The sequence below is a fragment of the Sphingobium sp. LF-16 genome (assembly GCF_003711185.1).
Lineage (GTDB): Bacteria > Pseudomonadota > Alphaproteobacteria > Sphingomonadales > Sphingomonadaceae > Sphingobium > Sphingobium yanoikuyae_A.
The window spans coordinates 2,858,903-2,884,508 of sequence record NZ_CP029335.1 but is presented as its reverse complement, the minus strand read 5'-3'; the positions used below and the strand labels follow the sequence as shown (position 1 = coordinate 2,884,508).

18 protein-coding genes and 1 pseudogene are annotated in these 25,606 nt (G+C 66.9%); 7 read left to right on the top strand and 12 right to left on the bottom strand.

The annotated features are described in order from the left end of the window. Nucleotides 1-6: 6 nt before the first annotated feature. The 8 genes from DIZ22_RS13435 to DIZ22_RS13400 form a co-directional block, all read right to left on the bottom strand. Nucleotides 7-837 carry a fumarylacetoacetate hydrolase family protein gene (locus tag DIZ22_RS13435; RefSeq protein WP_122928320.1) on the bottom strand — a complete coding sequence of 277 codons (831 nt, stop codon included), beginning with the start codon at nt 835-837 and terminating at the stop codon, nt 7-9. Next, nucleotides 837-1,745, bottom strand: a complete 909-nt coding sequence (locus DIZ22_RS13430) for a VOC family protein (RefSeq protein WP_122928319.1) — start codon at nt 1,743-1,745, stop codon at nt 837-839. Before DIZ22_RS13430 ends, DIZ22_RS13435 begins: the two co-directional genes overlap by 1 nt. Then, a complete protein-coding gene (locus DIZ22_RS13425; RefSeq protein ID WP_122928318.1) occupies nt 1,742-2,170 on the bottom strand; it encodes a heme-binding protein in 429 nt (142 codons plus the stop codon). Before DIZ22_RS13425 ends, DIZ22_RS13430 begins: the two co-directional genes overlap by 4 nt. After that, nucleotides 2,167-3,675, bottom strand: a complete 1,509-nt coding sequence (locus tag DIZ22_RS13420) for a bifunctional 3-(3-hydroxy-phenyl)propionate/3-hydroxycinnamic acid hydroxylase (RefSeq protein WP_122928317.1) — start codon at nt 3,673-3,675, stop codon at nt 2,167-2,169. Before DIZ22_RS13420 ends, DIZ22_RS13425 begins: the two co-directional genes overlap by 4 nt. Nucleotides 3,676-3,691: 16 nt before the next feature. Then, a complete protein-coding gene (locus DIZ22_RS13415) occupies nt 3,692-4,927 on the bottom strand; it encodes an amidohydrolase family protein (protein WP_122928316.1) in 1,236 nt (411 codons plus the stop codon). 80 nt (nt 4,928-5,007) lie between these two features. Then, complete coding sequence (locus DIZ22_RS13410) at nt 5,008-5,904, bottom strand: LysR family transcriptional regulator (RefSeq protein ID WP_010338918.1); 897 nt, start codon at nt 5,902-5,904, stop codon at nt 5,008-5,010. 42 nt (nt 5,905-5,946) lie between these two features. After that, entirely contained in the window at nt 5,947-6,555 is a 609-nt protein-coding gene (locus DIZ22_RS13405) for a response regulator (protein ID WP_122928315.1), read from the bottom strand. Beyond that, nucleotides 6,548-8,158, bottom strand: a complete 1,611-nt coding sequence (locus DIZ22_RS13400; RefSeq protein WP_122928314.1) for a HAMP domain-containing sensor histidine kinase — start codon at nt 8,156-8,158, stop codon at nt 6,548-6,550. Before DIZ22_RS13400 ends, DIZ22_RS13405 begins: the two co-directional genes overlap by 8 nt. Before the next feature lie 226 nt (nt 8,159-8,384). Here DIZ22_RS13400 and DIZ22_RS13395 point away from each other — a divergent pair, with 226 nt between their 5' ends. From DIZ22_RS13395 to DIZ22_RS13385, 3 genes are read left to right on the top strand one after another with little or no spacing between them, the layout of a single operon-like run. After that, a complete protein-coding gene (locus tag DIZ22_RS13395; RefSeq protein WP_122928313.1) occupies nt 8,385-9,473 on the top strand; it encodes a flagellin in 1,089 nt (362 codons plus the stop codon). Between the two features lie 51 nt (nt 9,474-9,524). Then, nucleotides 9,525-10,454: a polysaccharide deacetylase family protein gene (locus DIZ22_RS13390; RefSeq protein WP_122928312.1), complete on the top strand. Its 930-nt coding sequence runs from the start codon at nt 9,525-9,527 to the stop codon at nt 10,452-10,454. Nucleotides 10,455-10,503: 49 nt separating this feature from the next. Beyond that, nucleotides 10,504-12,063, top strand: coding sequence for a right-handed parallel beta-helix repeat-containing protein (locus DIZ22_RS13385; RefSeq protein ID WP_230588548.1), 1,560 nt, complete (start codon nt 10,504-10,506; stop codon nt 12,061-12,063). 50 nt (nt 12,064-12,113) lie between these two features. On the opposite strand, the gene DIZ22_RS13380 is transcribed toward DIZ22_RS13385, so the two are convergent. From DIZ22_RS13380 to DIZ22_RS13370, 3 genes are read right to left on the bottom strand one after another with little or no spacing between them, the layout of a single operon-like run. Continuing rightward, entirely contained in the window at nt 12,114-13,139 is a 1,026-nt protein-coding gene (locus tag DIZ22_RS13380) for a zinc-dependent alcohol dehydrogenase (protein ID WP_004208408.1), read from the bottom strand. A gap of 45 nt (nt 13,140-13,184) precedes the next feature. Further along, entirely contained in the window at nt 13,185-15,857 is a 2,673-nt protein-coding gene (locus DIZ22_RS13375; protein ID WP_122928311.1) for an HAD-IC family P-type ATPase, read from the bottom strand. Between the two features lie 50 nt (nt 15,858-15,907). Then, nucleotides 15,908-17,170, bottom strand: coding sequence for a phospholipase A (locus DIZ22_RS13370; RefSeq protein WP_122928310.1), 1,263 nt, complete (start codon nt 17,168-17,170; stop codon nt 15,908-15,910). A 302-nt stretch (nt 17,171-17,472) separates the two neighbouring features. Between DIZ22_RS13370 and DIZ22_RS13365 the strand changes: the two genes are divergently transcribed. The 4 genes and pseudogenes from DIZ22_RS13365 to DIZ22_RS13350 all read left to right on the top strand — a co-directional run bounded on the left by DIZ22_RS13365 (nt 17,473) and on the right by DIZ22_RS13350 (nt 23,851). Beyond that, a complete protein-coding gene (locus tag DIZ22_RS13365) occupies nt 17,473-18,882 on the top strand; it encodes an efflux transporter outer membrane subunit (RefSeq protein ID WP_122928309.1) in 1,410 nt (469 codons plus the stop codon). Continuing rightward, nucleotides 18,879-19,971: pseudogene (locus DIZ22_RS13360) on the top strand (HlyD family efflux transporter periplasmic adaptor subunit). Before DIZ22_RS13365 ends, DIZ22_RS13360 begins: the two are co-directional and overlap by 4 nt. After that, on the top strand, nt 19,968-22,718 hold the full coding sequence (gene rbbA / locus DIZ22_RS13355) for a ribosome-associated ATPase/putative transporter RbbA (RefSeq protein ID WP_240626730.1): 2,751 nt from the start codon (nt 19,968-19,970) through the stop codon (nt 22,716-22,718). The pseudogene DIZ22_RS13360 and the gene rbbA overlap by 4 nt, the downstream one beginning before the upstream one ends. A gap of 5 nt (nt 22,719-22,723) precedes the next feature. After that, on the top strand, nt 22,724-23,851 hold the full coding sequence (locus DIZ22_RS13350; protein ID WP_037509166.1) for an ABC transporter permease: 1,128 nt from the start codon (nt 22,724-22,726) through the stop codon (nt 23,849-23,851). 15 nt (nt 23,852-23,866) lie between these two features. On the opposite strand, the gene DIZ22_RS13345 is transcribed toward DIZ22_RS13350, so the two are convergent. After that, complete coding sequence (locus DIZ22_RS13345) at nt 23,867-25,519, bottom strand: hypothetical protein (protein ID WP_122928822.1); 1,653 nt, start codon at nt 25,517-25,519, stop codon at nt 23,867-23,869. Between the last annotated feature and the right edge of the window lie 87 nt (nt 25,520-25,606).

The window sequence follows — 25,606 nt, the reverse complement described above, 5'->3', positions numbered from 1 at the left end:
TGATTGTTATTGTTCGTCGATGATGCGGTTGCTGAGCGTGCCGATGGTGCCGATGGTCACTTCGACCTTGTCGCCGGCCTTCATGTAGAGCGGCGGGGTGCGCTTATCGCCGACGCCGCCGGGCGTGCCGGTGGCGATCACGTCGCCGGGGCTCAAGGGCGTGAAGGCGGTCACATATTCGATGACCGTGGGAATATCCCAGATCATGTCGCTGACCGGCTGGTCCTGCACCAGTTCGCCATTGAGGCGGGTCTGGACGCGCAGCGCGGCCAGATCGTCAATCTCGTCGGGCGTCACCAGCGCCGGGCCGAAGCCGCCGGTGCCGGGAAAGGTCTTGCCCGGCGTGAACTGGATATTGTGGCGCTGCCAGTCGCGCGCGCTGCCATCGTTGAAGGCGGCGTAGCCGGCGACATAGTCCCAGGCGTCGGCGGCCGCGACCTTGTGCGCGGGCTTGCCGATCACCAGAGCCAGTTCGCCCTCATAGTCGAACCGCTCGGTCACGGCCGGCTTCACCATCGGCTGGCCATCGGCGATCAGGCTGTCGGCATAGCGCACGAAGATCGCCGGATGCGCCTTCTGCTCGCGGCCGGTTTCCTTGACATGCTCGGCATAGTTGAGGCCGACACACAGGATCTTGGCGGGATCGGGGATCACCGGCAGCAGCACGACATCGGCGGCGGCATAGGATGCGCCGTCGGCCAGACCCGACAGGCTGCCGTCGGTCAGCGCGGCCTTGAGGCTCGGCGCGACATCGGTCGCCAGCTCGACGATCGTCTCGCCCTCGATCCGGCCGAAGCTGGGGGTGCCGTCGGGACGGCGGAAACTGACATAGCGCATCAGGCTTGTTCCTCGTTGATCAGGTCCAGCGGCCGGGCATCCCAGTCGCGGCGATGGCGGAATTTCTCTTCGGCGGCGCGCAGGCCGGCGAAATCCTTGTCGGACATGCCCCACTGGTCGATCCGGCCCTCGGGCCAGGTCCAGTCCTCTGGCGCGCCGGGCTGATAATCCTCGGCCACCTTTTCCACGGCGGTCGAAAATTCGATCACCGGGCCAAAGGGGGCGATGAAATAAGCAAAGATATTGGCGCCCGGACCATGGCGGCCCGGCCCCCAGGCGGGCACCATGCCATGGTCGCGCAACCGGCCGATGCCGCGCATCACCGCGTCCATGTCCGCCATTTCGAAGGCGATATGGTTGAGGCTGGAAAAGCCGGCGCGGGCAAAGGCGGTCGAATGGTGCGAGTCATTGCAGCGCACGAACACCATGCCCTTGGTCCGGTCCGAGACGCGAAAGCCCAGCGCCTGCTCGACCAGATGGCCGGTTGCCTCCGCGTCGGCGCTGTTGAAGACGACATGGGTCAGCTTGACCGGCAGGTCGGTGCCCGCGATCGGCGCGACCTCCTCGGCATCGACCAGGAAGCGCAGCAATTCGCCCTCGGCCAATTCAACGATGATGCCATGGCCGCCGCCCAAATCTTCCGACACGGTGGGTGTCGCGGGCAGGCCGGCGGCGGTGACGCTGCGCTTCAACTGTTCCAGCCGGTCGGCGGTGCAGACGAAGGTCGTCGAGCGCACATAGGCGTCCGCCGATTCCGTCAGCGCCACCAGATAGGGATAGCTGCCCGATCCGCGCAGATAATGGGTTTCGCCTTCGATCGCCGCCGGGGCCATGCCCCAGATGTCGGTCAGGAAGGCAGCGGCCTCACCCGCATGGGGCAGCGCCAGTTCGATGCTGCGCAGCTTCATTTTCTGTCTCCGTGGAAAAGTCCGGCGGCGTCAATGCCGGCGATGGCGCAGGCCTCGTCGCACTCGCCGGTGTCGCCGCTGATGCCGACCGCGCCGATCAGCGCGCAGTCCGCATCGCGGATCAGCACGCCGCCGGGTGAGAAGGCCATCTGGCCGGTGGCCGCTGCGATGCTCTGGAAAAAGACAGGGTTGGACGCGGCGCGGGTGGCCAGCACCCGCGTATCCGCGCCCATCCCCAGCGCACCCGAGGCTTTGGCCTTCGCGATGTCGAAACGGAACAGGCTGGCGCCCTCTTCGCGGGCAAAGGCGACCGGATGGGCGCCGGCGTCGAGTATGATGACGGCCAGCGGCTGGGCACCATCGGCGCGTGCCTTGGCGAGTGCGGCGTCGATGATGGCACGGGCCTGCGCGAGCGAGAGGGTCATGCCGCAATCTCCTGCCGGGCGGTGCCGGCGATCAGCGCGTCGCGCCGGGCGATCAGCTCTGCGGGCTTGCCGGTGCCGAAGACATAATGGTCGGGGCGGACCAGCACCGCCTCGACGCCGCGCGCATCGAGCCAGTCGGCGATATGGCCGTCATCGCCCAGGTCCGCGACATCGATCACGGTCACGTCACCGCCGACAACCGGCTGGCGGGTGAACAGGCGCCAGCCATCGCCGGTCACATCGTCCAGCAGCCGGTCGCCGACACGCGGCTGGATGAAGCGTTCGCCCGCACCCGGCGTTCCGGTGGCGATGATGCCGGTGGCGATGGCGGGGATCAGGTCGGCAGCGGTGCCGCTCTGGGCGCCCTTGGCGGCTTCGCGCAGCTGATGGTCGCGCGCGGCCGCGGCGTCGGGATCGAGCACGCAGATATAGCGGCCCGCGCCCACGGCGGCGGAGATGACGGCGCGGACATGGGGATCGCGCTCGGGCTGATAGCTGTCGAGCAGGCTTTCGGGCGCCTTGCCCGCCAGCACCAGTTCCAGCTTCCACGCCAGGTTCGCGGCGTCGCGCAGGCCATGGCACATGCCCTGGCCGAAAAAGGGCGGCGTCTGGTGCGCGGCATCGCCGGCCAGGAAGACGCCGCCCTGCCGCCACCGCTCGGCGATCAGTCCATGGAAACGATAGGTAGCCGCGCGCACGATCCTGTGCGGCACGCCGTCAAGATAGGGGGCGACCAGCGCAGCCACCGCATCGGGCTGCATCATCGCCTGGTCGTCTTCGCCGGGCAGCAGCATGAACTCCCAACGACGGTGATTGCCGCGCCCCGGCACTATGGTCGCCGGGCGTTTGGGATCGCACATCATCACCGACAATTTCTGCAGGTCGGCCGCTTGCGGCACGCCCCACAGGTCGGGGAAGCGGACCGGGCCATCGACCTCGGCATCGACCACCAGCCAGGGTTCCTCGAAATCCAGATCATCCAGGCCGATGTCGAGCGCCTTGCGCACCGCGCTGCGCGCGCCGTCGCAGGCGATGACATAGCGGGCGCGGACCTGTTCCTCGCCAGCGTCCGACCGCAGCGTCAGCGTGATGCCGTCCTCGTCCTGCGCCAGCGCCTCGAACGCGGTGCCCAGCGACAGCTCGACATTGGGATAGACGTCCAGCGCATCGCGCAGATGGTCTTCCAGTTCGGGCTGGTAGAAGAAATAGTCGTTGGACCAGCTAAAGGGGCGGGGGCGGCCGACCGTGCCCATGTAGCGGATCACGCCATGATCGGCGCCGACATGCAGATGCCCCTCGGTATCGCGCATGTCCGGGGCGACCCGGTCGATGACGCCGGCCGACTGGAACAGGCGCATCATCTCATGGTCCAGATGGACCGCGCGGGGCAGGGGATAGGGGTTGGCCTCGCGCTCGATCACCAGGACCGAGACGCCCGCCTTCCCAAGTAAATTGGCCGCAAAGGCCCCCACCGGCCCGCAGCCGATGATCGCAACGTCGAACATGAAAGCGTCTTTCCGGTCAGACCGTCAGGGGCTCGGGCACGGGGGATTTGTGCATCCGCCCGCCCAGCATGATCATCTTGATATTGGCCGCATCCTGCAGCAGGCGGACGTCCGTCGTCGGATCACCCTCGACCAGCAGCAGGTCGGCGAGATAGCCCGGCTTCACCTGGCCCACGGGCTGGTCCATCAGCTCGCCGCCCAGCATGGTGGCGGCATGCAGCGCCTCGGCCGGGGTGAAGCCATAATAGGTGACGAAATGCTCCAGGTCGCGGGCGTTGCGGCCATGGGGATTGAAGGGGAAGCCATAGTCGCCGCCGGGCAGGACACGCACGCCGCGCGCCTTCAATTTGGGCACCAATGTCTTTTCCAGTTCCAGCCGCTCGGCCGCGCTCGCCTTCATCGACGCCATATTGATATGGGGCGGCGGATTGGCCTCCAGCGCGGCGACCGATACGCCGGGGCCGGGGGCGTAGAAGATGGCGTCCTTCTTCGCCGCCATGGCGTCGACCGCTGCATCGTCGGCGAAGGAGCAATGATAGAGGATGCGGGCGCCGGCTTCGAGCGCCAGATTGATGGCGCGCGGGCTATAGGCATGGGTGGCGATCCACAGGCCCGCGTCCTTCGCCGCCTCGCCGGCCGCGATCATCTCTTCGTCGGTATAGAGAATGTCCTGCGACGATCCGGGCTTGAGCGCATCCTCGCCCGAAATCACCAGCTTGAGCGACTTGACGCCCTCCGCCGCGCAATAGGCGACGAAGGCGCGCATTGCTTCGGGCCCCCGCCCGTTGAAGACATCGCCGGTTTCGACCCCTTCCTCGCCTTCCGGGCTGCGCTCCAGCGTGGAGGGCACCAGGCGCGGGCCGGGGGTTTCGCCGGCCGCTATGGCGCGGGCCAGTTCCGGTTCGATCTGGTCGCCCAGCGCGCCGGCCGAATAGAGGCTGGTATAGCCATGGTCGAGCAGCACGCGGGCATTGCGCCAGGCGGCGACCTTCAGCTCCTCGGGCGGCAGGATGAACTGATGATAGATTTTCTCGACCGAGCTGCCCCATGTCAGATGGGTATGGGCGTCGATCATGCCGGGCATCAGCGTCGCGCCCTGGCCGTCGATCACCATGTCGGCCTGCGCCGCGTCGATCGCGGCTTCGTCGCGCAGGATGGCGGCGATGCGATCGCCCTCGATCATGACCGCGCCGGGGAAGGGCGCACTGCCGGTCCCGTCGAAAATCGCAATATCGCGGATCAGCTGCCGCACGAGGGCTCTCCCTTGGTCTCTTGTTGAATGCCCTTATGCGCCGAATTTATACGCAAGAATAATAATGATTTTTGGGAACGTCATAGCTTGGAGCTATGGATCATGATGTCCAGCAGCGCCTCGCCCAGCCGCGACAGGCGCGCATCCTTCAGCTTGCGGATGCCGATGCTGCGCTGGAAGGTCGCTTCGCGGATCGCGATCGCGCGCAGCACGCCGATCGACAGTTCGGCCGCCGCCACCTTCATGGGCAATATGGTCAGCCGGCTGCTGTTCCGCACCATCGCCTTGGTCGTCAGCAGCGAATCGCACCGGATCACATCCTGCGGCACCGGCACGCCCGCCGCCATGAACAGCGCGTCGATCTGCCGGCGAAAGGCGCCCCGCGCCTCCGGCAGCACCCAGCGCTTGGCCATCATGTCGCGCAGCGACACCTCGGCCGGCAGATGGTCGTTGCGGCGCCCCACGACCAGCGCGAACGGATCCTGCGCGAAGGTGATTTCCTCGATCCCCTCGGGCGGTTCCTCCAGCCCCGTGGTGACGAAGGCCAGCTCGATCTCGCCCCGGTGCAGCATGTCGGCCAGGTCATGGTCGGGCCGCTCCACCGCATGCAGCGCGAAATGACCCATCTTGTCCTCCAGCCGGCGCACCGCGTCGGGCAGCAGGCTGACGAGGGCGCCCGGCGTGCCGCCGACGCGCAGCGGCCCGGTCACGCCCGCGCGCGCCAGTCGCAATTCCTCCTCCGCGCCGCTGATCAGGCTGTCGACCGCCTCCGCCCGGCGCAGCAGCACTTCGCCCTCCGGCGTCAGGCTGATGCCGCTGCGCGACCGGGCGAACAGGGCCGCGCCGACCGACTGTTCCAGTTGCGCGATCGCATTGGACACCGATGGCTGGGAGATGTTGAGCAGCCGCGCGCCGCCGCTGATCGAATTGGCACGGCAGACGGCGAGGAAGGTGCGAAGCGCGCGGGGATCGATCATCGGCCTAGATAGCCCGACCATCGCCGCGCACAACAAGACAATCTAGCCCTCGGTGCCGCTCGCCTCCCGCACCAGGGCGATCAGGGCGGCGGGGCTGCTGGCGCCGGTCTTGGCGACGATCGCGGCGCGATGATCCTCGATCGTCTTGGGGCTCAGCGACAGGGCGGCGGCGACCATCTTGTTGCTCATCCCCTGGGCCAGGCAGTGCAGCACCTCGCGCTCGCGCGGGGTCAGCGGCGCCAGCCGGGCCAGCGCTCCGCGTCGCTGCCGGCTCCAGCGCGCGCCCTCAGCCACGGCCGCCAGCAGCCGGCCCTCGTCGATCGGCTTTTCCAGATAGTCGAGCCCGCCATAGCGGCGCACCGAATCCACCGCGCTGCTGGTGGTCGGCCAGGCGGTCATGAAGATGATCGCCACCGCCGGATCCTGCGCCCGCATCCGCTCGGCAAAGGCAAAGCCGTCCATGTCCGCCATCATCACGTCGGTGACCAGGCAATGGGCCGGCTCGTCGGCCTGGGCGCGCAGCATCGCGCGGGGCGTGTCGAACGCCTGGGTGCGATAGCCATGCCGGCCCAGCAGCCGCGCCACCGCCCGGCCCAGATCAGGGTCGTCATCGACCACATGGATGATGGCGGGATCGGCCGGGTCAGTCATGGCTGGGCTCCGTGCGGGGCAGGGACAGGCTGGCACGCGCGCGGCCCTGCGCGATGTCGCGGGTCAGCGTGCCGCCATGGGCGTCGGCGATGGCGCGCGCCACCAGCAGGCCGATGCCCATGCCGCCATAGTCGGGGGTGGGGGACGGGACCGGGTTGGCGACATGGATCGTCACCTGATCGGCCCGGCTTTCCACGGCGATTTCGATGGTCGATCCGGGCGCCGCCAGCATCGCGTTGCGCAGCAGGTTGAGCAATATCTGTGTCAGTTCGATCTCATGCCCGGTGACCTGCAAGCGCGCATCCATCGGCGGCAGGCTGATGGCGCAGCCCAGGCTGCGCGCCTCGCCGCCGACCATGCCGGCACAGTCGCGCAGCATCTGGCCGACGATGATCGGCGATGGTTCGTCGACCGCGCGCCCGCCAAAGCTGCGCAGCCGTCGCACCATGTCGGCCAGCAAAGCCGCCTTGCGATCGACCAGCTCGATGCTCTCGCGCATCTCCGCCAGGTCGGGCTGCGGATCGCGCGACAGGGCGGACAGATGCCGGGTCTCGATCGCCAGCGTCGACAGCGGCTGGCTGATCTCGTGAATGATTGCCACCGACATGGCGCGCAGTGTCTTCAGCCGCTCGGCCTGGAACAGGATGCGGTCGCGCCGGGCGATATCCTCGCGGGCGCGGATCTGCGCCTCGGCAAAGCTGCCGGCCAGATAGGTGGCAATCGCCATCGCAGCGAGACCCATGTGCAGCGCGAAGCGGGTGGCGCTGGCCGACAATGGCGCCGACCAGGGCAGGATGATCGCGGCCGACAGGATGATCGCAATCCAGGCGCCCAGCCGGCCACAGCGCAGCCCCACCCAGATCGCGCCGATCAGCACCGGCGTGACCGCGATCTGGGGTTCGACCCGCGCCAGACCCCAGGCGAGCAGCCAGGCAAAGACGAAGACGGCGGCCGCCTCGACCGCGCGGCCGCGCCCGATCTGCATCAGCCGCCGCGCCTCTTCATTGCGCGTGCCGATCCACAGCAGGGGCGGCGCGACCAGCAGCACGCCCAGCAGGTCGCCGACCAGGAAGGCGGCGATGGTGGTGGCGACCGGCTGGCTGGGCAGGGTGCCGGACACGCCGGGCCACAGCCATTCCCAGAAGCCGGCGGTGAAGGACACCAGCGTCGGCGCCAGCACTGCGGCCAGGCCGAAGGGCATCGGCGCGATCGCCAGTTCCGACCGGCTGCGCCGTTCGATGAAGCGCACCAGCGCGATCATCAGGCCATAGGCGGCGGGCGCGCGCGCCACCCCGCCCAGCTGGTTGAGAAATTCGGGACCGCCCCATATGATCGTGCCGGTCAGCAACTGGATCACGCATTCCTCGACGATCAGGACCGGCGTGAAGCGCGCGCCGATCCGCCACAGCAGCGCCAGCCGCACGCCGGCAGCGGGATACCAGAGGCTGAAGAAATGGGCGCCGCCCCACGGGCTGGCTGCCATATGCGCCAGCTTGAACGCGAAGGGATAGGCCAGCAGCAGCGCCACCAGCCGCCAGTCGATGGCGTGCGCCTCCAGGCGAAAAGGGCGCGGCCGGGCGCTTATGGGGGACAGGGTGGCCATGGCCCTGTCCTAGCCCGGATCACTCGCCTGCCAAGCCGGGAAATTCCCTGCCGTTTCAATCTTATCCGGGAATTAACCGGATAGGCCGGGCGCTGCGACGCGGCCATCACGGGGGCGACCGTTTGGGGGCAACGCCTTTCGGTTGCCGGGCGGCGCTTTGCGACCCGCGTCGCCCGGTCCCACAGACGCCGGCATCTTCCTGCCTGGCATGGATGGAGGACATCCCATGAGCGTGATCGGAACCAACAGCGCGGCGCTGCGCGCGCAGCGGGCGATCGAGGCGGCCACCAAGGCCCAGGGCCAGGCAAGCGAGAAATTGTCGACCGGCAAGCGGATCAATTCGGCCAAGGATGATGCGGCCGGCATGGCCATCGCCCAGACCATGACGAGCCAGCTGCGCGGCATGGAAGTGGCCAAGCGCAACGCGGCCGACGCCATATCGCTGACCCAGACGGCCGAGGGCATATTGGGCGAGGTCCAGAACAGCCTGCAGCGCATGCGCGAACTGACGCTCCAGGCGGCCAATGGCGTCAACCGGCCGGAGGATCGCGCCGCGCTCCAGACCGAAATGGATCAGACCGTCGCCCAGATCAACGCGTTGCTGCAGAACAGCGAATTCAACGGCGTGAACCTGTTTTCGAACACGACGCAAGGGACGGCGGCCCGCGACTATAATGCGGATGGCGATCTGCTCGATATCCACGGCCCCTACAATTATCGCGATGAACTGATGCACAGCGCCGGCAGTACCGTCATCAATGTCCAGGCCGGCGCCAATGCGACGGACAATGTCGCCATCACCCTGCCGACCCTGCGCAGCAACAGCGACGATTTCACCCTGCTGGGCACCGACCTGTGGGTTGGTGGCACGATGCGCTTCGTGGGAATCAGCAATATCGATTTGACCTTGGACTATGATGTCGGTGTGGCCGCCGTCGAGCGCACCAATGATCTTGGCGGATTTGGCTGGATGGACCCGGAAGGCTATGTCGCCTTCACCGATTCCGACTATAAATCCTACGCCCAGATCGGCGTGACCGCGCAGCAGGGGCTGGCGGTGATCGACGCGGCGCTGGCGCAGATATCGACCGCCCGCGTCAATCTGGGCGCGGCGCAGAGCCGGCTGGAATCCATCTCCAGCCAGCTCGACACCAATATCGTCAACCTCACCGACGCCCGCTCGCGGATCGAGGATGCCGACTTCTCCACCGAATCCACCGCCCTCGCCAAGAGCCAGATCCTGTCGCAGGCGGCGACGGCGATGCTGGCCCAGGCCAATGCCCGGCAACAGGATGTGCTGAAACTGCTCGAATGATCCGCGCGGCCGGGCTAGGACCGCTGCGGACATTCAGCGGGAGAGGCGGAGATGATGAAGCGGGCCATGGCCCTTTGCCTGCTGCTGGGCAGCGCAGCGGCGGCGCAGGCGGGCGATCCGCCCCGGTTCGATGTCGCGATCACGGTCGATGATCTGCCTGCCCATGGCCAGTTGCCGCCCGGCACCACCCGCGCCGATATCGCCCGCCGCTTCCTGGCGACCCTGAAGGCGCATCATGTCACGGAGGCCTATGGCTTCGTCAATGCGCGTGGGCTGGCGGAGGATCCGGCGTCGGACGCGGTGCTGACGCTCTGGCGTCAGGCCGGCTATCCGCTCGCCAACCACAGCTACAGCCATTTGAATCTCGACGGCGCGTCCTCGCTCGACGCCTGGCAGGCGGATGTGATCGCGGGCGAGCCGGCGCTGGAACAGCATATGGGGAAAGGGGACTGGCACTGGCTGCGCTTCCCCAACCTGTCGAGCGGCAAGGATGCGACCCGCCATGACGGCGCCGCCGCCTTCCTGAAACAGCGCGGCTATCGCATCGCCAGCGTCAGCCTCGCTTTCGAGGACTGGGATTATAGCGATGCCTATGCCCGCTGCCGCGCGCAGGGCGACGATCGCATGATCGCGGCGATGAAGCGTCACTATCTGGCCGTGGTCGATCAGGCGATCGCGCGGGTAAAGGCCAATGCCCAGCGCGTCCATGGCCGCCCGATCCCGCATGTGCTGCTGCTCCATGTCGGCGCCTGGACCGCGGACACCCTGCCCGATGTCATGGCCCGGCTCGATGCCGCCGGCGCGCGCTATATTCCGCTGGCACAGGCGGAGGCCGACCCGGCCTATGCCCAGGCCGAAGCCCTGCCGGGCGGCGGCGGCATCATCGAACGGGTGGCGCAGGCACAGGGCATCGCTCTCCCCGCTGCCCCATCCCCGGCACCGGAAATCGACCCGCGCCAGGCCTGCCGCACGCCCGGCTGAGGCGACTTCACCTTGCATTCAGCGCGCGACCGATAGAATGGCGCGCAATATGATCATGGGTAAAAGCCGGCATGGCCGGGCGCTGACAATCTTCCTGCCTTTCCTGGTCCTGACCGCGGGTGCGACATCCGCGGCGCAGGCGACGACCTATTATGTCAACAGCGCCACCGGCAATGATCGCGCCGCCGGCACCACCGCCGACCAACCCTGGCGCAGCCTGGCGCGGGTGCGCGACTATCCGCTGATGCCGGGCGATCAGGTGCTGCTGATGGCCGGATCGCGCTGGCAGGAGCCGCTCACCATCACCCGATCGGGCCGCTCCGGCGCGCCGATCAGCGTCGCCGCCTTCGGCACCGGCGCACGGCCGCGCATCGACGCCGGCGGTGTCTCGCCCCATGGCGTGGGCGTCATCAACGCCGAATATGTCAGCGTCAGCGGGCTGGAAGTCACTAACGACAATCCCGCCCCGGCCCAGCGTTTCGGCGTGCTGGTCTCCGCGGTCGACCGGGGCGTGACGCGCGGTATCCGCATCAGCGACATGTATATTCACGACGTGCGCGGCGTGAATGATCGCAAGGATAATGGCGGCATCGTCTTCAGCGCGACCGGGAAGAAGTTGCCGACCCGCTTTCAGGATCTGGTGATCGAACGCAATATCGTCTGGAAGGTCGACCGGTCCGGCATTGCCGGCATCGCCGACCGGATCAGCGCCAAGGACTGGTTCCCCAGCGAAAAGATCGTGATCCGCGACAATCTGGTCGAGGATATCGGCGGCGACGGCATCGTCCCGCGCGGCACCGACGGCGCCCTGATCGAACATAATATCGTGCGCTATGCCGGTGCCCGAGCACCCGGCTATAATGCCGGCATCTGGCAGTGGAGCACCGACAACAGTCTGATCCAGCTCAACGAGGCCGCCTATACCCGCACCCGCTATGACGGGCAGGGCTTTGACAGCGACTTCAATTCGCGTCGCACGACATTGCTCTACAATTACAGCCACGACAATGCCGGCGGCTTCCTGCTGATCTGCTCGCCCGGCCGCAACGACAAGGATAATCTGGGCAATCGCGGTACCGTCGCGCGCTACAATGTCAGCCGCAACGACGCGCTGCGCATCTTCCAGCTCGCCGGCAATGTCTCTGACGTGCTGGTGGAGAAGAATGTGATCCATGTCGGCAAGGGCATGGATGTGCAGATGGTGGTGGCGACCAACTGGGACGGCTGGGCGCAGGATGTCCGCATCGTCGAAAATGACTTCAAGGTTGCCGGCACCGCCCGCTATGGCAGCGAAAGCGGTCGGTCCGGCCCCGATTATCTCATCAAGGCGGGCTTCGCCCCGGCCCAATTTATCCGCTTCCGCGACAATCGATACTGGGGCAGCCATGTCGACCTGCCGGCCGAGGCGGCGGGCGACGTGATCCCGCCCTATCTCGATCAGCCGGCCGACTGGCAGGTGCCCGTGTTCGACCCGGCCAGGGCAGAGGGTTTCCCCGAATTCATGGCCCGGCACCGCGCCTGGATGCTGGCCATGCTGCAACGCGAACTGGGCCAGGCGGTGCAGCCGCGCCAGCCGCGCCGCATCTCCATCTTCGAAGCACGCCGCTGACCGGCGGCGCGGGCGGCATGCACCGCCCGCGCCCGGCCGTCACCCGCCCGTTACAGGGTGAGCGAGATGCGCCCGTCCACCTTGCCGGCGCGCAATTCGTCCAGCACGGCGTTCACATCGTCGAACGGCCGGGGCGTCACATGTGCCTTGACCTTGCCCTCGACCGCGAAGGCGATCGCTTCGGCCAGGTCGCGCCGCGTGCCGACGATCGACCCGCGCACGGTCACGCGCTTGAGCACCACGTCGAAGATTGGCGTCGGGAAATCGCCCGGCGGCAGGCCGACCAGGCTGACGGTCGCGCGCCGGCGGGTGCAGGCGATCGCCTGGGCAAAGGCGGGAGGCGACACCGCCGTCACCAGCACGCCATGGGCGCCACCGCCGGTCGCATTCTGCACTTCCGCCACGACATTGTCGGCCCGCGCATCCAGCGCCAGGTCGGCGCCCAGCGACCGGGCCAGCTCCAGCTTGCTCTCGCCAATGTCCAGCGCCACGACATGCAGGCCCATCGCCTTGGCATATTGCACGGCGACATGGCCCAGCCCGCCGACGCCGGAAATGGTCACCCATTCGCCCGGCTTCGCCTCGGTTTCCTTCAGCCCCTTGTAGACGGTGACGCCCGCGCACAGGATCGGCGCCATCGTCACGAAATCGACACTGTCGGGCAGGCGGCCGGCAAAGGGCGCGCTGGCAATCGCATATTCGGCATAGGTGCCGTTGACGCTGTAGCCGGTATTATGCTGCCGCTCGCACAGCGTTTCCCAGCCGGTCTCGCAATATTCGCAGGCGCGGCAGGCGTCGTGCAGCCAGGGGATGCCGACGGCGTCGCCTTCCTTCAGGTCGGTGACACCCGCACCCAGTGCCACGACATGGCCCACGCCCTCATGGCCGGGGATCAGCGGCAGGGTCGGCTTCACCGGCCAGTCGCCATCGATTGCGTGCAGATCGGTATGGCATACGCCACTGGCGACGATCTTCACCAGCACCTCGCCAGGCCCCGGCTCGGGTATCGCTATCTCCTCGATCGTCAGCGGCGCCTTGAACGTCCTGGCAATCGCGGCTCGCATGGTCGTCGGCATCATTTCCTCCTTCTTCTGCGGCTGTTGGACTGTGGATAATGGCGGTCAGATATCCTCGAACCAGGCGAGCCGATGGGCGGCCAGCTTTTCGAGTTCCAGCACGGCGAACATCGCCGCGCCCAGGCCGATGATCATCAGCCCGTCGGTCAGCGACAGCGGCCGGCTGTCGAAAATATCGGGCATGAACGGCGCATAGGTGAAGAGCAACTGGGCGATCACCACCGCCACGATAGCCGCCAGCACGACCGGCGTGCCCATCGCGCCGCGCAGCGTCAGCGATCGCATGTGCAGGAAGCGCACATTGAACAGATAGAATATTTCGCCCACGATCAGCATGTTGACCACCATGGTCCGGGCGGTGTCGATGTCGTGGCCGACATGCTGGGCATAGAAGAATATCCCCAGCGCCATCGCCCCCATCAGCACCGATACCAGCATGATGCGCCACAGCAGGAAGGGGGAAAGCAGCGGCGCGCCGGCGGCACGCGGCCGCCGCTCCATCGTTCCCGGCTCGGTCGGCTCGAACGCCAGTACCAGCCCCAGCGTCACCGTCAGCACCAGGTTGATCCACAATATCTGCGTTGCCGTCATCGGCAGGGCAAAGCCGGCAATGATCGCGATCACCACCGCCAGCGTCTCGCCGCCATTGGTCGGCAGCGTCCAGCTGATGACCTTGCGGATATTGTCATAGACGGTGCGCCCTTCGCGCACGGCCGCCACGATCGACGCGAAATTATCGTCCAGCAGCACCATCTCGGCCGCTTCCTTGGCGGCCTCCGTGCCCTTGATCCCCATCGCCGTGCCGACATCGGCCTGTTTCAGCGACGGCGCATCGTTGACGCCGTCGCCGGTCATGGCGACGACCAGCCCGTGCGACTGGAGCGCGCGGACGATGCGCAGCTTGTGCTCGGGGGAGGAGCGGGCGAACACATCGACATCGCGCACCCGCGCCGCCAGCGCAGCATCGTCCAGCGCCTCGACCTCGGCGCCGCTCATCGCCTGGGGATCATCGTCCAGCGCCAGTTGGCGGGCGATGGCGATGGCGGTGCCGACATGGTCGCCGGTGATCATCTTGACGGCGATGCCGGCCGACCGGCACTGGGCGATCGCCTGGCGTGCCTCGTCGCGTGGCGGATCGATGAAGCCCATCAGCCCCAGCAGCTCGACCCCGTTCTTCAGATCGTCGAAGCCGATCCGGTCGGGCGCCCCTGTGATCCGCTTGACGGCAAAGCCCAGCAGGCGTTCGCCCCGGTCGGCCGCGGCCGACAGTCGCGCGTCCCAGGCGACGATATCCGCGCCGGCCATCGCCAGCACTGCTTCGGGCGCACCCTTGATGAAGATGGCGCTGCTGCCATCGGGCGCGCGATGCAGCGTCGCCATGAAGCGATAGGCGGCGTCGAACGGGATTTCGTCGATCCGCGGCCACTCGTCGCGCACATGGTCAGCGCTCAGCCCCGCCTTCATCGCCAGCGCGACCAGTGCCCCCTCCATCGGGTCGCCCTGCACGGTCCAGCCGTCATCCGCTTGGCGCAGCAGGGCATCGTTACACAACAGGCCGCAGCGCAGGATTGGCGCGGCATCGGCCAGCCCCTCCGCATCGTCGCCGCCGCCAGCGACACTGATGGCGCCCGTCGGCGCATAGCCCGATCCGCTGACATGCAGGTCGCCGCCGGGCAGCAGCAGGTGACGCACGGTCATCTCGTTGCGCGTCAGCGTGCCGGTCTTGTCGGTGCAGATCACCGATGTGGCGCCCAGCGTCTCGACCGCCGGCAGGCGCCGGATCACCGCCTGGCGCGCGGCCATGCGCTGCACGCCGATCGCCAGCGTGATGGTGATGACGGCGGGCAGTCCTTCCGGCACGACGCCGACCGACAGCGCGACGATGGCGATCAACGCATCGATCCAGTGGAAGCCGCGCGCCAGCACCGCGAACAGGAACAGGACGACCGCGCCGGCCAGCACCGACCAGGTCATCAGCCGGGCGAAATCGTCGATCTGCCGCACCAGCGGCGTCTTGCCGACCTCGACCGCCTTCAGCATGCCGCTGATCCGGCCGATCTGGGTGTGGCTGCCGGTCTCCACCACCAGGCCGGTCGCCTGGCCGGCGGCGACCAGCGTGCCGGAAAAGGCCATGTTGCTCTGGTCGGCGATGCCGGCGTCGGCGGCAATCAGCGTCTGATGCTTTTCCGCCGCGACCGATTCGCCGGTCAGCGCCGCCTCGTCGATCAGCAGGCCGCGGGCGCGCAGCAGCCGGATATCGGCCGGCACCCGGTCGCCCGCTTCCAGCAGCACGATGTCACCCGGCACCAGATCGGGCACCGCCACGACGCGCCGTTCGCCGCTGCGCAGCACCATGGCATGCGGCGCGATCATGTCCTGGATCGCGCCCAGCGCCTCTTCGGCCTTGCCCTCCTGGATGAAACCGACGACCGCATTCACCAGCACCACAGCCAGGATCACGGCGGCATCGATGCCATGGTTCAGCAGCAGCGCGATCAGCGCCGCACCCAGCAGGAAATAGATCAGCACGCTGTTGAAATGCGCCAGGAAGCGCAGCAGCGGATGCTGGCGCGGCGCTTCGGGCAGGGCATTGGGACCATAGCGCCGCAGCCGGGCCTCGGCATCGCGCTGGTCCAGCCCGGTCGCTTCGACGGACAGCGTTGCCAGCGCCTCTTCGGGCGGCAGCGCATGCCAGGCAACGGGCGGGGCAGAGGACATCGGCTTCCCTTTCAGTCGCGTCGAGCGGCCGGGGGCAAGCCACCCGGCGGTCAGCGCACCAGCGCGAAGCCGATCCGCAATCTTGTTATGGAACGATTATAGTCCAATAGGTTCTCGCCATATCCGGCAAATCCCTGAGCGAACAAATAGAGATCGGGGCCGCCGCCCAGCAGACGCGGCAGCGGATAGGACAGGTCGGCGTTGATCGCGCCCTTGCCCGATCCGAAATTGAATCGGCTGTTGGTCGACAGGCGCAGCCCGTCATCATCGCCGACCTGCAGGAACAGGCCGGCATGGCCGCGATAGCGGACGATATCGGGATTGTCGGACTTGTCGCCGACATAGAAGGTCAGGCGCGGTGCCACCAGCAGCCGCCGTTCCTCGCCCAGCGAGAAGGCCGCCATTGGCGCGACATAGAAGCTGTTGATGCTGCGCGACGCATCGCCGTCCCGGCCGTTGGATTCGTGCCGAAGCCCGCCCTGCAGCGCCAGCGACATGCCGTTCTTCAGCATCCGGGTCGGCGTCACATAGATGATCTCTGGCTGATAATCGATGTTGCGGAAGGGCATGGAATTGGCGCCCAGATCCCAGAACATGCGCTGGGTATAGGCGAAATGCAGGCCGTCCCGCCAGGAACTGGGCAGGTGCGCGGCATCGCGCGACCCGAACAGTCGATATTCGAAGCTCAACTGCAACCGGGCATCGGTATTGGTGCCGGGGCCATAGACCGCATAGATCGGCTCATAGGGCGCCAGATTGCCGATGAAGGCATTGCCGGCGCTGCGATCGGCCGGCGGCGCGACCGGCGGCGGCACCGGGGTTCCGGGCGGCGGCGGCGGCGGTGGGACAGGCACCGGCGAAGCGGCCGCCATCCGCGAGGCAGCCGCGCCATGCAGCGCAACCTGCGGCGAATTCCAGGCCGGGATCGACAGCAACGTCCCCTCGGCCATGTCGCTTGCGGCCAGTTGATAGCGCGCCTGGGCAAAGCCGCCCGGCGCAATCTCCACCGTCTCCGGCACGCCCGGCGCCCGGCGCAGCCACAGCCGGCGCGCGGCGCCATCCTGTTCCACCAGCGCCTCGACCCGGTCGGGCAGCGGCATGGTGGCGGGCGCCGCGCCCATGTTGAGGAAGCGCAGCTCCACGCTCGCCATATTCTGGTCATCGGGCAGGGCGATCCGCCCTATCAGGGTTTCTACGGGTTCCCCGGCCAGGGCGCTTGTCGCAAAAGAAGGCGACAGGCCAACCAGCAGCCATGCCAGGCTCGACCAGGGGGCAGGCAAGCGTCGTGGTTGCGCGCGGCGGTTGTGGATCATCCTGCGTCCCTTGTCGCGTTGCGCCCCTCGCAACGGCGCGAGCGGTCAGGTCAGGTGCGATTGACGATACTGGTTGTGGTCGATAAACACAAATATATTAAAGGTATAAGTTGTTCGTGAGTCTTTGTGGTGTTTTGAAACATCATGTCTCACAAAATCGAGAATAGATGAAATCGGTCGATGCTATATCGATTGAATACGGGTCCATGTTGCTCGAAAAGGGGTGCTTGGTGTCGCTTGGCAATTCCGATTTTGCGATAGATCATGGCTCGTTGGGGAGGGTTTTCCCTGAAGCTTTGGCGATGTTTCTGGCTCTTTACTTGGCCGGTTGTTCCTTTGTACCCGATTATGTCCAGCCATCCCTGCCGGTGCCCGACAGCTATGCCGTAGCGACGCCCGAAGGCGGCTCGCTGGCCGGGCGCGACTGGGAGCAGGTTTTCCCTGATCCCGAATTGCGCGCCTTGGTCGCCCAGGCGCTGGCCAATAATCGCGACATTCGCATCGCCGCCGCCCGCGTGGCGCAGGCGCGCGGCGCCTGGCGGATCGAGGGTGCCTCGCTCTATCCCCAGCTCGATGTGGTGGCGACGGGCACGCGCGGTCAGGCCTTCTACAGCCTGCCGGTGATCGGCGACCAGATCGTCGACGTGAAATCGATCACCGCCCAACTCAGCGCCAGCTGGGAAATCGATTTCTGGGGCCGGCTGCGCAATCTGAAGGAGGCCGCCCGCGAACAGTTTCTGGCGTCCGAGGAATCGCGCCGGGCGGTCGCGACCGACCTGATCGCGCAGGTGGCGCTCGGCTATCTGCTGGAGCGCGAATATGAGGAGCGTGCCGCCCTTACCCAGCAGTCGATCACCACCCGGCAGGAAACGCTGCGGATCATGCGCCGCCGCTATGAGGTGGGGTCGGGGTCGAAGCTGGACCTGGCCCAGTCCCAGGTGCTGCTGGCGCAGGCGGATACCACCATGCATGTGCTGAACCTCGACCGCGCGGTCAATCGCAACGCGCTGGCGCTGTTGGTCGGCCAGCCGGTGGAGATCGCGCCCGGATCGTTGCGGCTGGCCGGACCGGGCGGCGATTATCAGGTGCCCGCCGGCCTGCCGTCCGAACTGCTCACCAACCGGCCCGACATCGTCGCGGCCGAGCATCAGCTGCGCGCCGCCAATGCCAATATCGGCGCTGCCCGCGCCGCCTTCTTCCCCAATATCAGCCTGACCGGCGCCTATGGCACGACCAGCCCGGACCTCGACGGCCTGTTCGGCGGCAATAGCGAGGTGTGGAGCTTTTCGCCGACGATCCGACTGCCCCTGTTCAACGCCGGCCGGCTGAAGGGCAATTTGGACGTGGCGCAGGCGCGCCGGGACGAGGCCGTCGCTACTTATGAAAAGACGATCCAGTCGGCCTTTCGCGACGTGTCCGACGCGCTGGTCCGGCGGCGCCAGATCGCCCTGCAGATCGGCACCACGCGCCAGCTGGTCGATGCCCAGCGGGAACGCGCGCGCCTCGCCCAGTTGCGGTTCGACAATGGCCGCTCCACCTATCTGGAAGTACTGGATGCCCAGCGCGACCTGTTCGATGCGGAACAGGCGCTGGTCCAGCTTCGCCGGGGGGAACTCTCCAGCATCGTCAGCCTTTATGCCGCCCTGGGCGGCGGCTTTGTGGTCAATCGCGGCATCGCGGCCGCCCCGTCCGGGAACCAGGGGGAACCATGAGCATGAGCAAGCGCTGGATCGTCAGGGGGGCTGATCGTGGCGGCGGTGGCCGGCATCGCCTTCCTGCTCTGGACGTTGCTGAAGCCGGCCGGCCTGCCCGAAGGCATTGTCGGCGGCAATGGCCGGCTGGAAGCGACCGAGATCGACGTCGCCTCCAAATCCGCCGGGCGGATCAAGGATATCGTCGCGGATGAGGGGCAGCTGGTGAAGGCCGGCGAGATCGTTGCCCATATGGATGTCGACGTGCTGGACGCACAGCGGACCGAGGCCGTTGCGCAACTGGCAGAGGCGCAGAATGCCGTCCTCGTCGCTCAGACCCAGGTCGCCCAGCGCGAGAGCGAGAAGGCCGCGGCCCAGGCCGTGGTGCGCCAGCGCATCGCCGAACTCAACGCCTCGCGCAAGCGCCTCGCCCGGTCCGAAACCCTGGCCCGCGAAGGCGCGACCGCAGTGCAGGAACGCGATGACGACGCCGCCCAGACCGAAGGCGCCGCCGCCGCCGTGGAGGCGGCCCGTGCCCAGCTTGCCTCGGCAGAGGTCGCCATCACCAATGCCCGCAACCAGGTGATCGGATCGCGATCCCGCGCGGAGGCCGGCCGTGCCACCATCCAGCGGATCGAGGCGGACATCAACGACAGCAGCCTGCGCGCGCCACGCGACGGCCGCGTCCAGTATCGCGTCGCCCAGCCCGGCGAGGTGGTGACGGCCGGTGGCCGGGTGCTGAGCCTGGTCGACCTGTCCGACGTGACGATCAGCTTCTTCCTGCCTGCCACCGCCGCCGGCCGTGTCGCCATCGGCAGCGAGGCGCGGATCGTGCTCGATGCCATCCCCGACTATCCGATCCCGGCGCGGATCAGCTTCGTCGCCGACGTCGCCCAGTTCACACCCAAGACGGTGGAAACCCAGAGCGAGCGCGAGAAGATGATGTTCCGGGTCAAAGCCCGGATCGATCCGGCGCTGCTGCGCAAGCATATCGCCCAGGTGAAGACCGGCCTGCCCGGCATGGCCTATGTCCGGATCAATCCGGGCGTTGCCTGGCCCGCCTCGCTCGCGGTCCGCGCCCTTCCCGAAGGATCGCGGGCGGTCCAGTGAACCAGCCCGCCCCCATCGGCGCGCCAACGGTCGATCCGGTCGTCCGCCTGTCCGGCGTCCGCCTCCATTATGGCAAGACGCAGGCGCTGCGCGGCATCGATCTCGACATACCGGGTGGGCGGATGATCGGCCTGATCGGACCCGATGGCGTGGGCAAGTCCAGCCTGCTCTCCCTCGTCGCCGGTGCCCATGTCATCCAGGATGGCGATGTCCATGTGCTGGGCGGCGACATGCGCGACAAGCGCCATCGCAGCGATGTCTGCCCGCGCATCGCCTATATGCCGCAGGGGCTGGGCAAGAATCTCTATCCCACCCTGTCGGTCGAGGAGAATCTGCAGTTTTTCGGCCGCCTGTTCGGCCATGACGGGGCGGAGCGGCGACGGCGGATCGATGCGCTCACCCGCGCGACCGGCCTTGACCCGTTCCTTGCCAGGCCGGCGGGCAAGCTGTCGGGCGGCATGAAGCAGAAGCTCGGCCTGTGCTGTGCGCTGATCCATGATCCCGACCTGTTGATCCTGGACGAGCCGACCACCGGCGTCGATCCGCTGGCCCGCGCCCAATTCTGGGATCTCATCAACGACATTCGCCAGACCCAGGCGCAGATGAGCGTCATCGTAGCCACCGCTTACATGGACGAGGCGCAGCGTTTCGACTGGCTGGTGGCGATGGATGACGGGCAGATCCTCGACACCGGCACCCCGGCCGAGATTTTCGCGCGCACCCGCACCAGTTCGCTGGAGGAAGCCTTCATCGCGCTGCTGCCCGAGGAGAAGAAGCGCGGTCATGAGCCGGTCATCATCCCGCCGCTCGAAGCCAGCGAGGATGACATCGCGATCGAGGCGCAGGGCCTGACCATGCGCTTTGGCGATTTCACCGCGGTCGATCATGTCAGCTTCCGCATTCGCCGGGGCGAGATATTCGGCTTTCTGGGGTCCAATGGCTGCGGCAAGTCGACCACCATGAAGATGCTGACCGGCCTCTTGCCCGCGACCGAGGGCAAGGCCTGGCTGTTCGGCAATGCAGTGGACCCGGACGACATGTCCACGCGCAAGCGGGTCGGCTATATGAGCCAGGCCTTCTCGCTCTACACCGAACTCACCGTCCGCCAGAATCTGGAATTTCACGCTCATCTCTTCCATGTCGCGCGCGAGGATATTCCCGCCCGCGTCGCGGAAATGGCCGATCGGTTCGATCTTGGCCCGGTGATGGAGGAACTGCCCGACAGCCTGCCGCTCGGCATCCGCCAGCGCCTCAGCCTTGCGGTGGCGATGGTCCACAAGCCGGAACTGCTGATCCTGGACGAGCCGACCTCCGGCGTCGATCCGGTGGCGCGCGACGGCTTCTGGCGATTGCTGGCGGAGCTGTCGCGCCGCGACAAGGTCACGATCTTCATCTCCACCCATTTCATGAACGAAGCGATGCGCTGCGATCGCATGTCGATGATGCATGCCGGCCATGTGCTGGACAGCGATGCGCCCGCGCGCCTGATCGAGAAGCGCGGCGCCCCTGATCTGGAACAGGCCTTCATCGGCTATCTGGTCGATGCCGGCGGCGACACCCGCCCGCCCGACGAGGAAAGCGCGCTCAAGGACATGGCCCAGGCGGAACATGGCACGATAAGGCGCGGCTTCAGCCCGCAACGCGCGCTCACCTATGCCTGGCGCGAGACGCTGGAACTGCAGCGCGATCCGGTCCGTGCGACGCTCGCGCTGATCGGTTCGCTGATCCTGATGCTGGTGATCGGCTTCGGCATGACCACCGACATCAACGAGCTGAACTATGCCGTGCTGGATCGCGACAACAGCATCCTCAGCCAGAATTATGCGCTCGACATTTCCGGCTCCTCCTATTTCGTCGAACATGCGCCGATCCGCGATTATGATGATCTCGACCGGCGTATGAAGGATGGCGAACTGGCGCTGGTGATCGAGATTCCGCCGGGCTTTGGCCGGGATATCGCGGCCGGGCGCCAGGTCACGGTCGGCGCCTGGTTCGACGGCGCCAATCCGCAGCGCGCCGAAACCGTGCAGGGCTATATCCAGGGGCTGCATCAGCATTGGCTGAGCCAGCAGGCCGCCGCGCGCGGCAGCGCGGTCGGCAGCAGCTTCTCGATCGAGAACCGCTATCGCTACAACCCCGATGTGCAGAGCCTGCCGGCGATGGTGCCGATCGTCATCCCGCTGCTGCTGCTCATGCTGCCGGCGATGCTGACCGCGCTGGCGGTGGTGCGCGAAAAGGAGATCGGGTCGATCATCAACCTCTATGTGACGCCGGTCAGCCGCAGCGAATTCCTGCTCGGCAAGCAGCTTCCCTATGTCGTGCTGGCGCTTGTCAACTTCCTCCTGATGGTGCTGATGGCGATCTTCATCTTCGGCGTGCCGGTGAAGGGCAGCTTCCCGACCCTGCTGCTGGCCGCCGCCATCTATTGCGTCACTGCGACCGGCATGGGCCTGCTCGCCTCGGCCGTGACGCGCAGCCAGATCGCCGCGATGTTCCTGGCGATGATCGGCACGATGATCCCGGCCACCACCTATGGCGGCATGACCGACCCCGTCTCCTCGATGGAGGGCAGCGCGCGGATCATCGGCGACATCTATCCTGCCAGCCACATGTTCACCATCAGCCGCGGCGTCTTTGCCAAGGCGCTGGGCTTTTCGGACCTGGCCGGCTCCTTCCTGCCGCTCGCCATTTCCGCGCCGCTGATCGTCGGGATCGCGATCATGCTGCTCAAAAAGCAGGAGGCCTGACGTCGATGCTGGCGACGATTTCCAACATCTACCGGCTGGGCGTAAAGGAGCTGTGGAGCCTGTGGCGCGACCCGATCATGCTGGTGCTGATCCTGTTCGTCTTCACCGTCTCCATCTATACCTCGGCCAATTCCAAGCCGGAAACGCTGCACAATGCAGCCATCGCAATCGTCGATGAGGATGAATCGCCGCTGTCACAGCGGATCGTCGCCGCTTTTTATCCGCCGCAATTCACGCTGCCCCGGATGATTGCGCCGGCGCAGATCGATCCGGGCATGGACGCGGGCGATTTCACCTTCGTCCTCCACATACCCCATGGCTTCCAGCGCGACGTGCTGGCCGGCCGGACGGCGGAAATCCAGCTCAACACCGACGCCACGCGCATGAGCCAGGCTTTCTCGGGCAGCAGCTATGTGCAGCAGATCGCGACCGCCGAGGTGAATGAATTCGTCAACCGCTATCGCGCCAACAGCGTGCCCAAGGTCGACCTGGCGGTGCGGGCGCGCTTCAACCCGACGCTCAACCATACCTGGTTCGGTGCGCTGGCACAGATCATCAACCAGATCGCGATGCTGTCGATCATCCTGACCGGCGCGGCGCTGATCCGCGAGCGGGAACATGGCACGATCGAGCATCTGCTGGTGATGCCGGTCACCCCGTTCGAGATCATGCTGTCAAAGGTCTGGTCGATGGGGCTGGTCGTGCTGCTCGCCTCGTCTCTGTCGATCAACCTGGTGGTGCAGGGGCTGATGCACGTGCCCGTCGCCGGATCGCTGGCGCTCTTCTTCGCGGGCGCTGCGCTGGTGCTGTTCTCCACGACCTCGATGGGCATTTTCCTCGCGACGCTGGCGCGCAACATGCCGCAATTCGGCATGCTGATGATCCTTGTCCTGCTGCCGCTGCAGATGCTGTCGGGCGGCACCACCCCGCGCGAATCCATGCCCAAGCTGGTGCAGGATGTGATGCTGTTCGCGCCGACCACCCATTTCGTCGAACTGGGTCAGGCGATCCTGTTCCGGGGCGCCGGCATCGGCGTCGTCTGGCCGCAATTCGCCGCCACCGCCGCGATCGGCGTCGCCTTCTTCCTGATCGCACTCACCCGCTTCCGCCGGACGATCAGCGCCATGGCCTGATCGTCCGGCCGCTCTTCACGGCGCCAGCCGGTCCACGCTCAGGCGCCGGCCGCCATATTCGGCAAAGCCCCGGCTGTGCGGCTGGCCATCGGCTTGGGGCGTGAAGTCGATCGCGGCGGGCTTGGGGCCGCCCAGCGGTCCGAACGTCATCTGCAGCTTCATGACGCCGGGGCGGGGGCCGGTCAGGCGGATATCCGCTTCGTAGCTGGACTGGCCGCGCATGTTGATCTGCGTCGTCTCGCGCCCGCTATAGACCTGCTTCCCGTCGTTGCTGAAATTGACATAGATTTTCTCGATGGCGCCGCTCGTGCGCCGATAGAGGATATGGCCCGACCGCCGGCCATAGACCTTCACGTCTATATTCTGGCTCTTGCCCGCCAGCGCCGGCAGGGTGGACAGGTCGCTATCGCCATAGGGCAGGCTGTCGGGCACGGCGCGCGGGGCGACCGCCGGCCCGGCCTTGTATTCGGGCAGGGTGACGATCTGGACCCGCTTGGTCTCGCTGCCGCGCAGCCCCTCGATCCAGGTCGCCCGGCGGCTGTCGGGATGCCAGGACATGGGCGAATGAAACACCCAGTCGGCCTGGCTGCTGAGGTTCGCGCCCAGATAGCCATCCTCGCGCTGCGACCGGGCGATGTCGATCAGCGCCGGCCCGACATTGCCCGGCCGCGCCGTGCGCACGCCGGTGACGGCATAGGTATAGGCGAACATGCTCAGCCCCATGTTCAGGCTGTCGGGATAGGGGCGGGGCATCAGCCCCAATATCGCCGGGTCGGTCTGCGAAAAGCGGGTGGTCATCACCATGCCCAACCGCTCGTCCGGCGAGAAGATCGTCGTTTCGGTATAGCCCGGCGTGTCGGTGATCGGCGTCACCTTGCCGCTCATCAGGTCCATCACTACCGAATCGGGCAGGTCGCGCTTCACCGCGCCGACCAGCGACAGGGCGCTGCCGCCATGGACGAACTGCTTCACCTCGCCGCCGCGGATCGGCGCCGGGATGACGCCATCGGCATGGGCCGGATCGGGGCGAAAGGGATCGCTGCTGCTGATGATCTGCGGCCGGGTGACGACATAGCCGTCCGGGCCGCGCGTCAGTTCGCCGGTCAGCACGGCGGCGGAATAATTGGCGAGCAGGGTCGTCCAGGCGATATGGCGATTGTCCGGCGCCACCACCATTTCCGACCAGCGATGCCAGATATGCGCGCCATCGGCCACCTGCGGCGGATAGGTGACGGGCACCAGTTGCGCCTGCGTGCAATCGTCCAGGCTGGTCGGGCATTCGATCACGAAATCGCCCAGGAAGATGCGCTTATTGTCGGCAAACACCATGTAGCGGATGCCATTATCCTTCGGCCGGGCGGGAATCGTCCCGCTGAAGATCGGGCGGATATGGCTGCCATCATCGTCCATGATGGCGAGGTTGATCTGCCGCGGATCGCTCTCGCCTGGCCGGGCATAGGTCAGCAATATCCGGCCCGACGGCGTGTAGGTGGCGCTTTGCGGCCGCATGTCGGCGGGCAATGGCAGGGTGCGGATCACCGGCTGGCCGAACAGCGCGCCTTGCGCCCCAGGCCGGGCCAGGGTCGGCCCGCCATCCAGCGCCAGTCCGCCGATCAGGATGGGCAGCATCGCCAACATGGGCAGCCGGCGGGAAGGGGGCTTGGTCACCAAATTCTCTCCTCGTCTCGGCCTTGGCCCAGGGGCACCGGGCGGCCGTCCACCCTGCTGATGGCACCAGCCCGCCGGCCGGCAAGC

Bases quoted from the DNA above. Each gene is read 5' to 3' on its own strand.
- DIZ22_RS13435 (WP_122928320.1), bottom strand. From the start codon at position 837: ATGCGCTATGTCAGTTTCCGCCGTCCCGACGGCACCCCCAGCTTCGGC.
- DIZ22_RS13430 (WP_122928319.1), bottom strand. From the start codon at position 1,745: ATGAAGCTGCGCAGCATCGAACTGGCGCTGCCCCATGCGGGTGAGGCC.
- DIZ22_RS13425 (WP_122928318.1), bottom strand. From the start codon at position 2,170: ATGACCCTCTCGCTCGCGCAGGCCCGTGCCATCATCGACGCCGCACTC.
- DIZ22_RS13420 (WP_122928317.1), bottom strand. From the start codon at position 3,675: ATGTTCGACGTTGCGATCATCGGCTGCGGGCCGGTGGGGGCCTTTGCG.
- DIZ22_RS13410 (WP_010338918.1), bottom strand. From the start codon at position 5,904: ATGATCGATCCCCGCGCGCTTCGCACCTTCCTCGCCGTCTGCCGTGCC.
- DIZ22_RS13405 (WP_122928315.1), bottom strand. From the start codon at position 6,555: ATGACTGACCCGGCCGATCCCGCCATCATCCATGTGGTCGATGACGAC.
- DIZ22_RS13400 (WP_122928314.1), bottom strand. From the start codon at position 8,158: ATGGCCACCCTGTCCCCCATAAGCGCCCGGCCGCGCCCTTTTCGCCTG.
- DIZ22_RS13395 (WP_122928313.1), top strand. From the start codon at position 8,385: ATGAGCGTGATCGGAACCAACAGCGCGGCGCTGCGCGCGCAGCGGGCG.
- DIZ22_RS13390 (WP_122928312.1), top strand. From the start codon at position 9,525: ATGATGAAGCGGGCCATGGCCCTTTGCCTGCTGCTGGGCAGCGCAGCG.
- DIZ22_RS13385 (WP_230588548.1), top strand. From the start codon at position 10,504: ATGATCATGGGTAAAAGCCGGCATGGCCGGGCGCTGACAATCTTCCTG.
- DIZ22_RS13380 (WP_004208408.1), bottom strand. From the start codon at position 13,139: ATGCCGACGACCATGCGAGCCGCGATTGCCAGGACGTTCAAGGCGCCG.
- DIZ22_RS13375 (WP_122928311.1), bottom strand. From the start codon at position 15,857: ATGTCCTCTGCCCCGCCCGTTGCCTGGCATGCGCTGCCGCCCGAAGAG.
- DIZ22_RS13370 (WP_122928310.1), bottom strand. From the start codon at position 17,170: ATGATCCACAACCGCCGCGCGCAACCACGACGCTTGCCTGCCCCCTGG.
- DIZ22_RS13365 (WP_122928309.1), top strand. From the start codon at position 17,473: ATGTTTCTGGCTCTTTACTTGGCCGGTTGTTCCTTTGTACCCGATTAT.
- DIZ22_RS13350 (WP_037509166.1), top strand. From the start codon at position 22,724: ATGCTGGCGACGATTTCCAACATCTACCGGCTGGGCGTAAAGGAGCTG.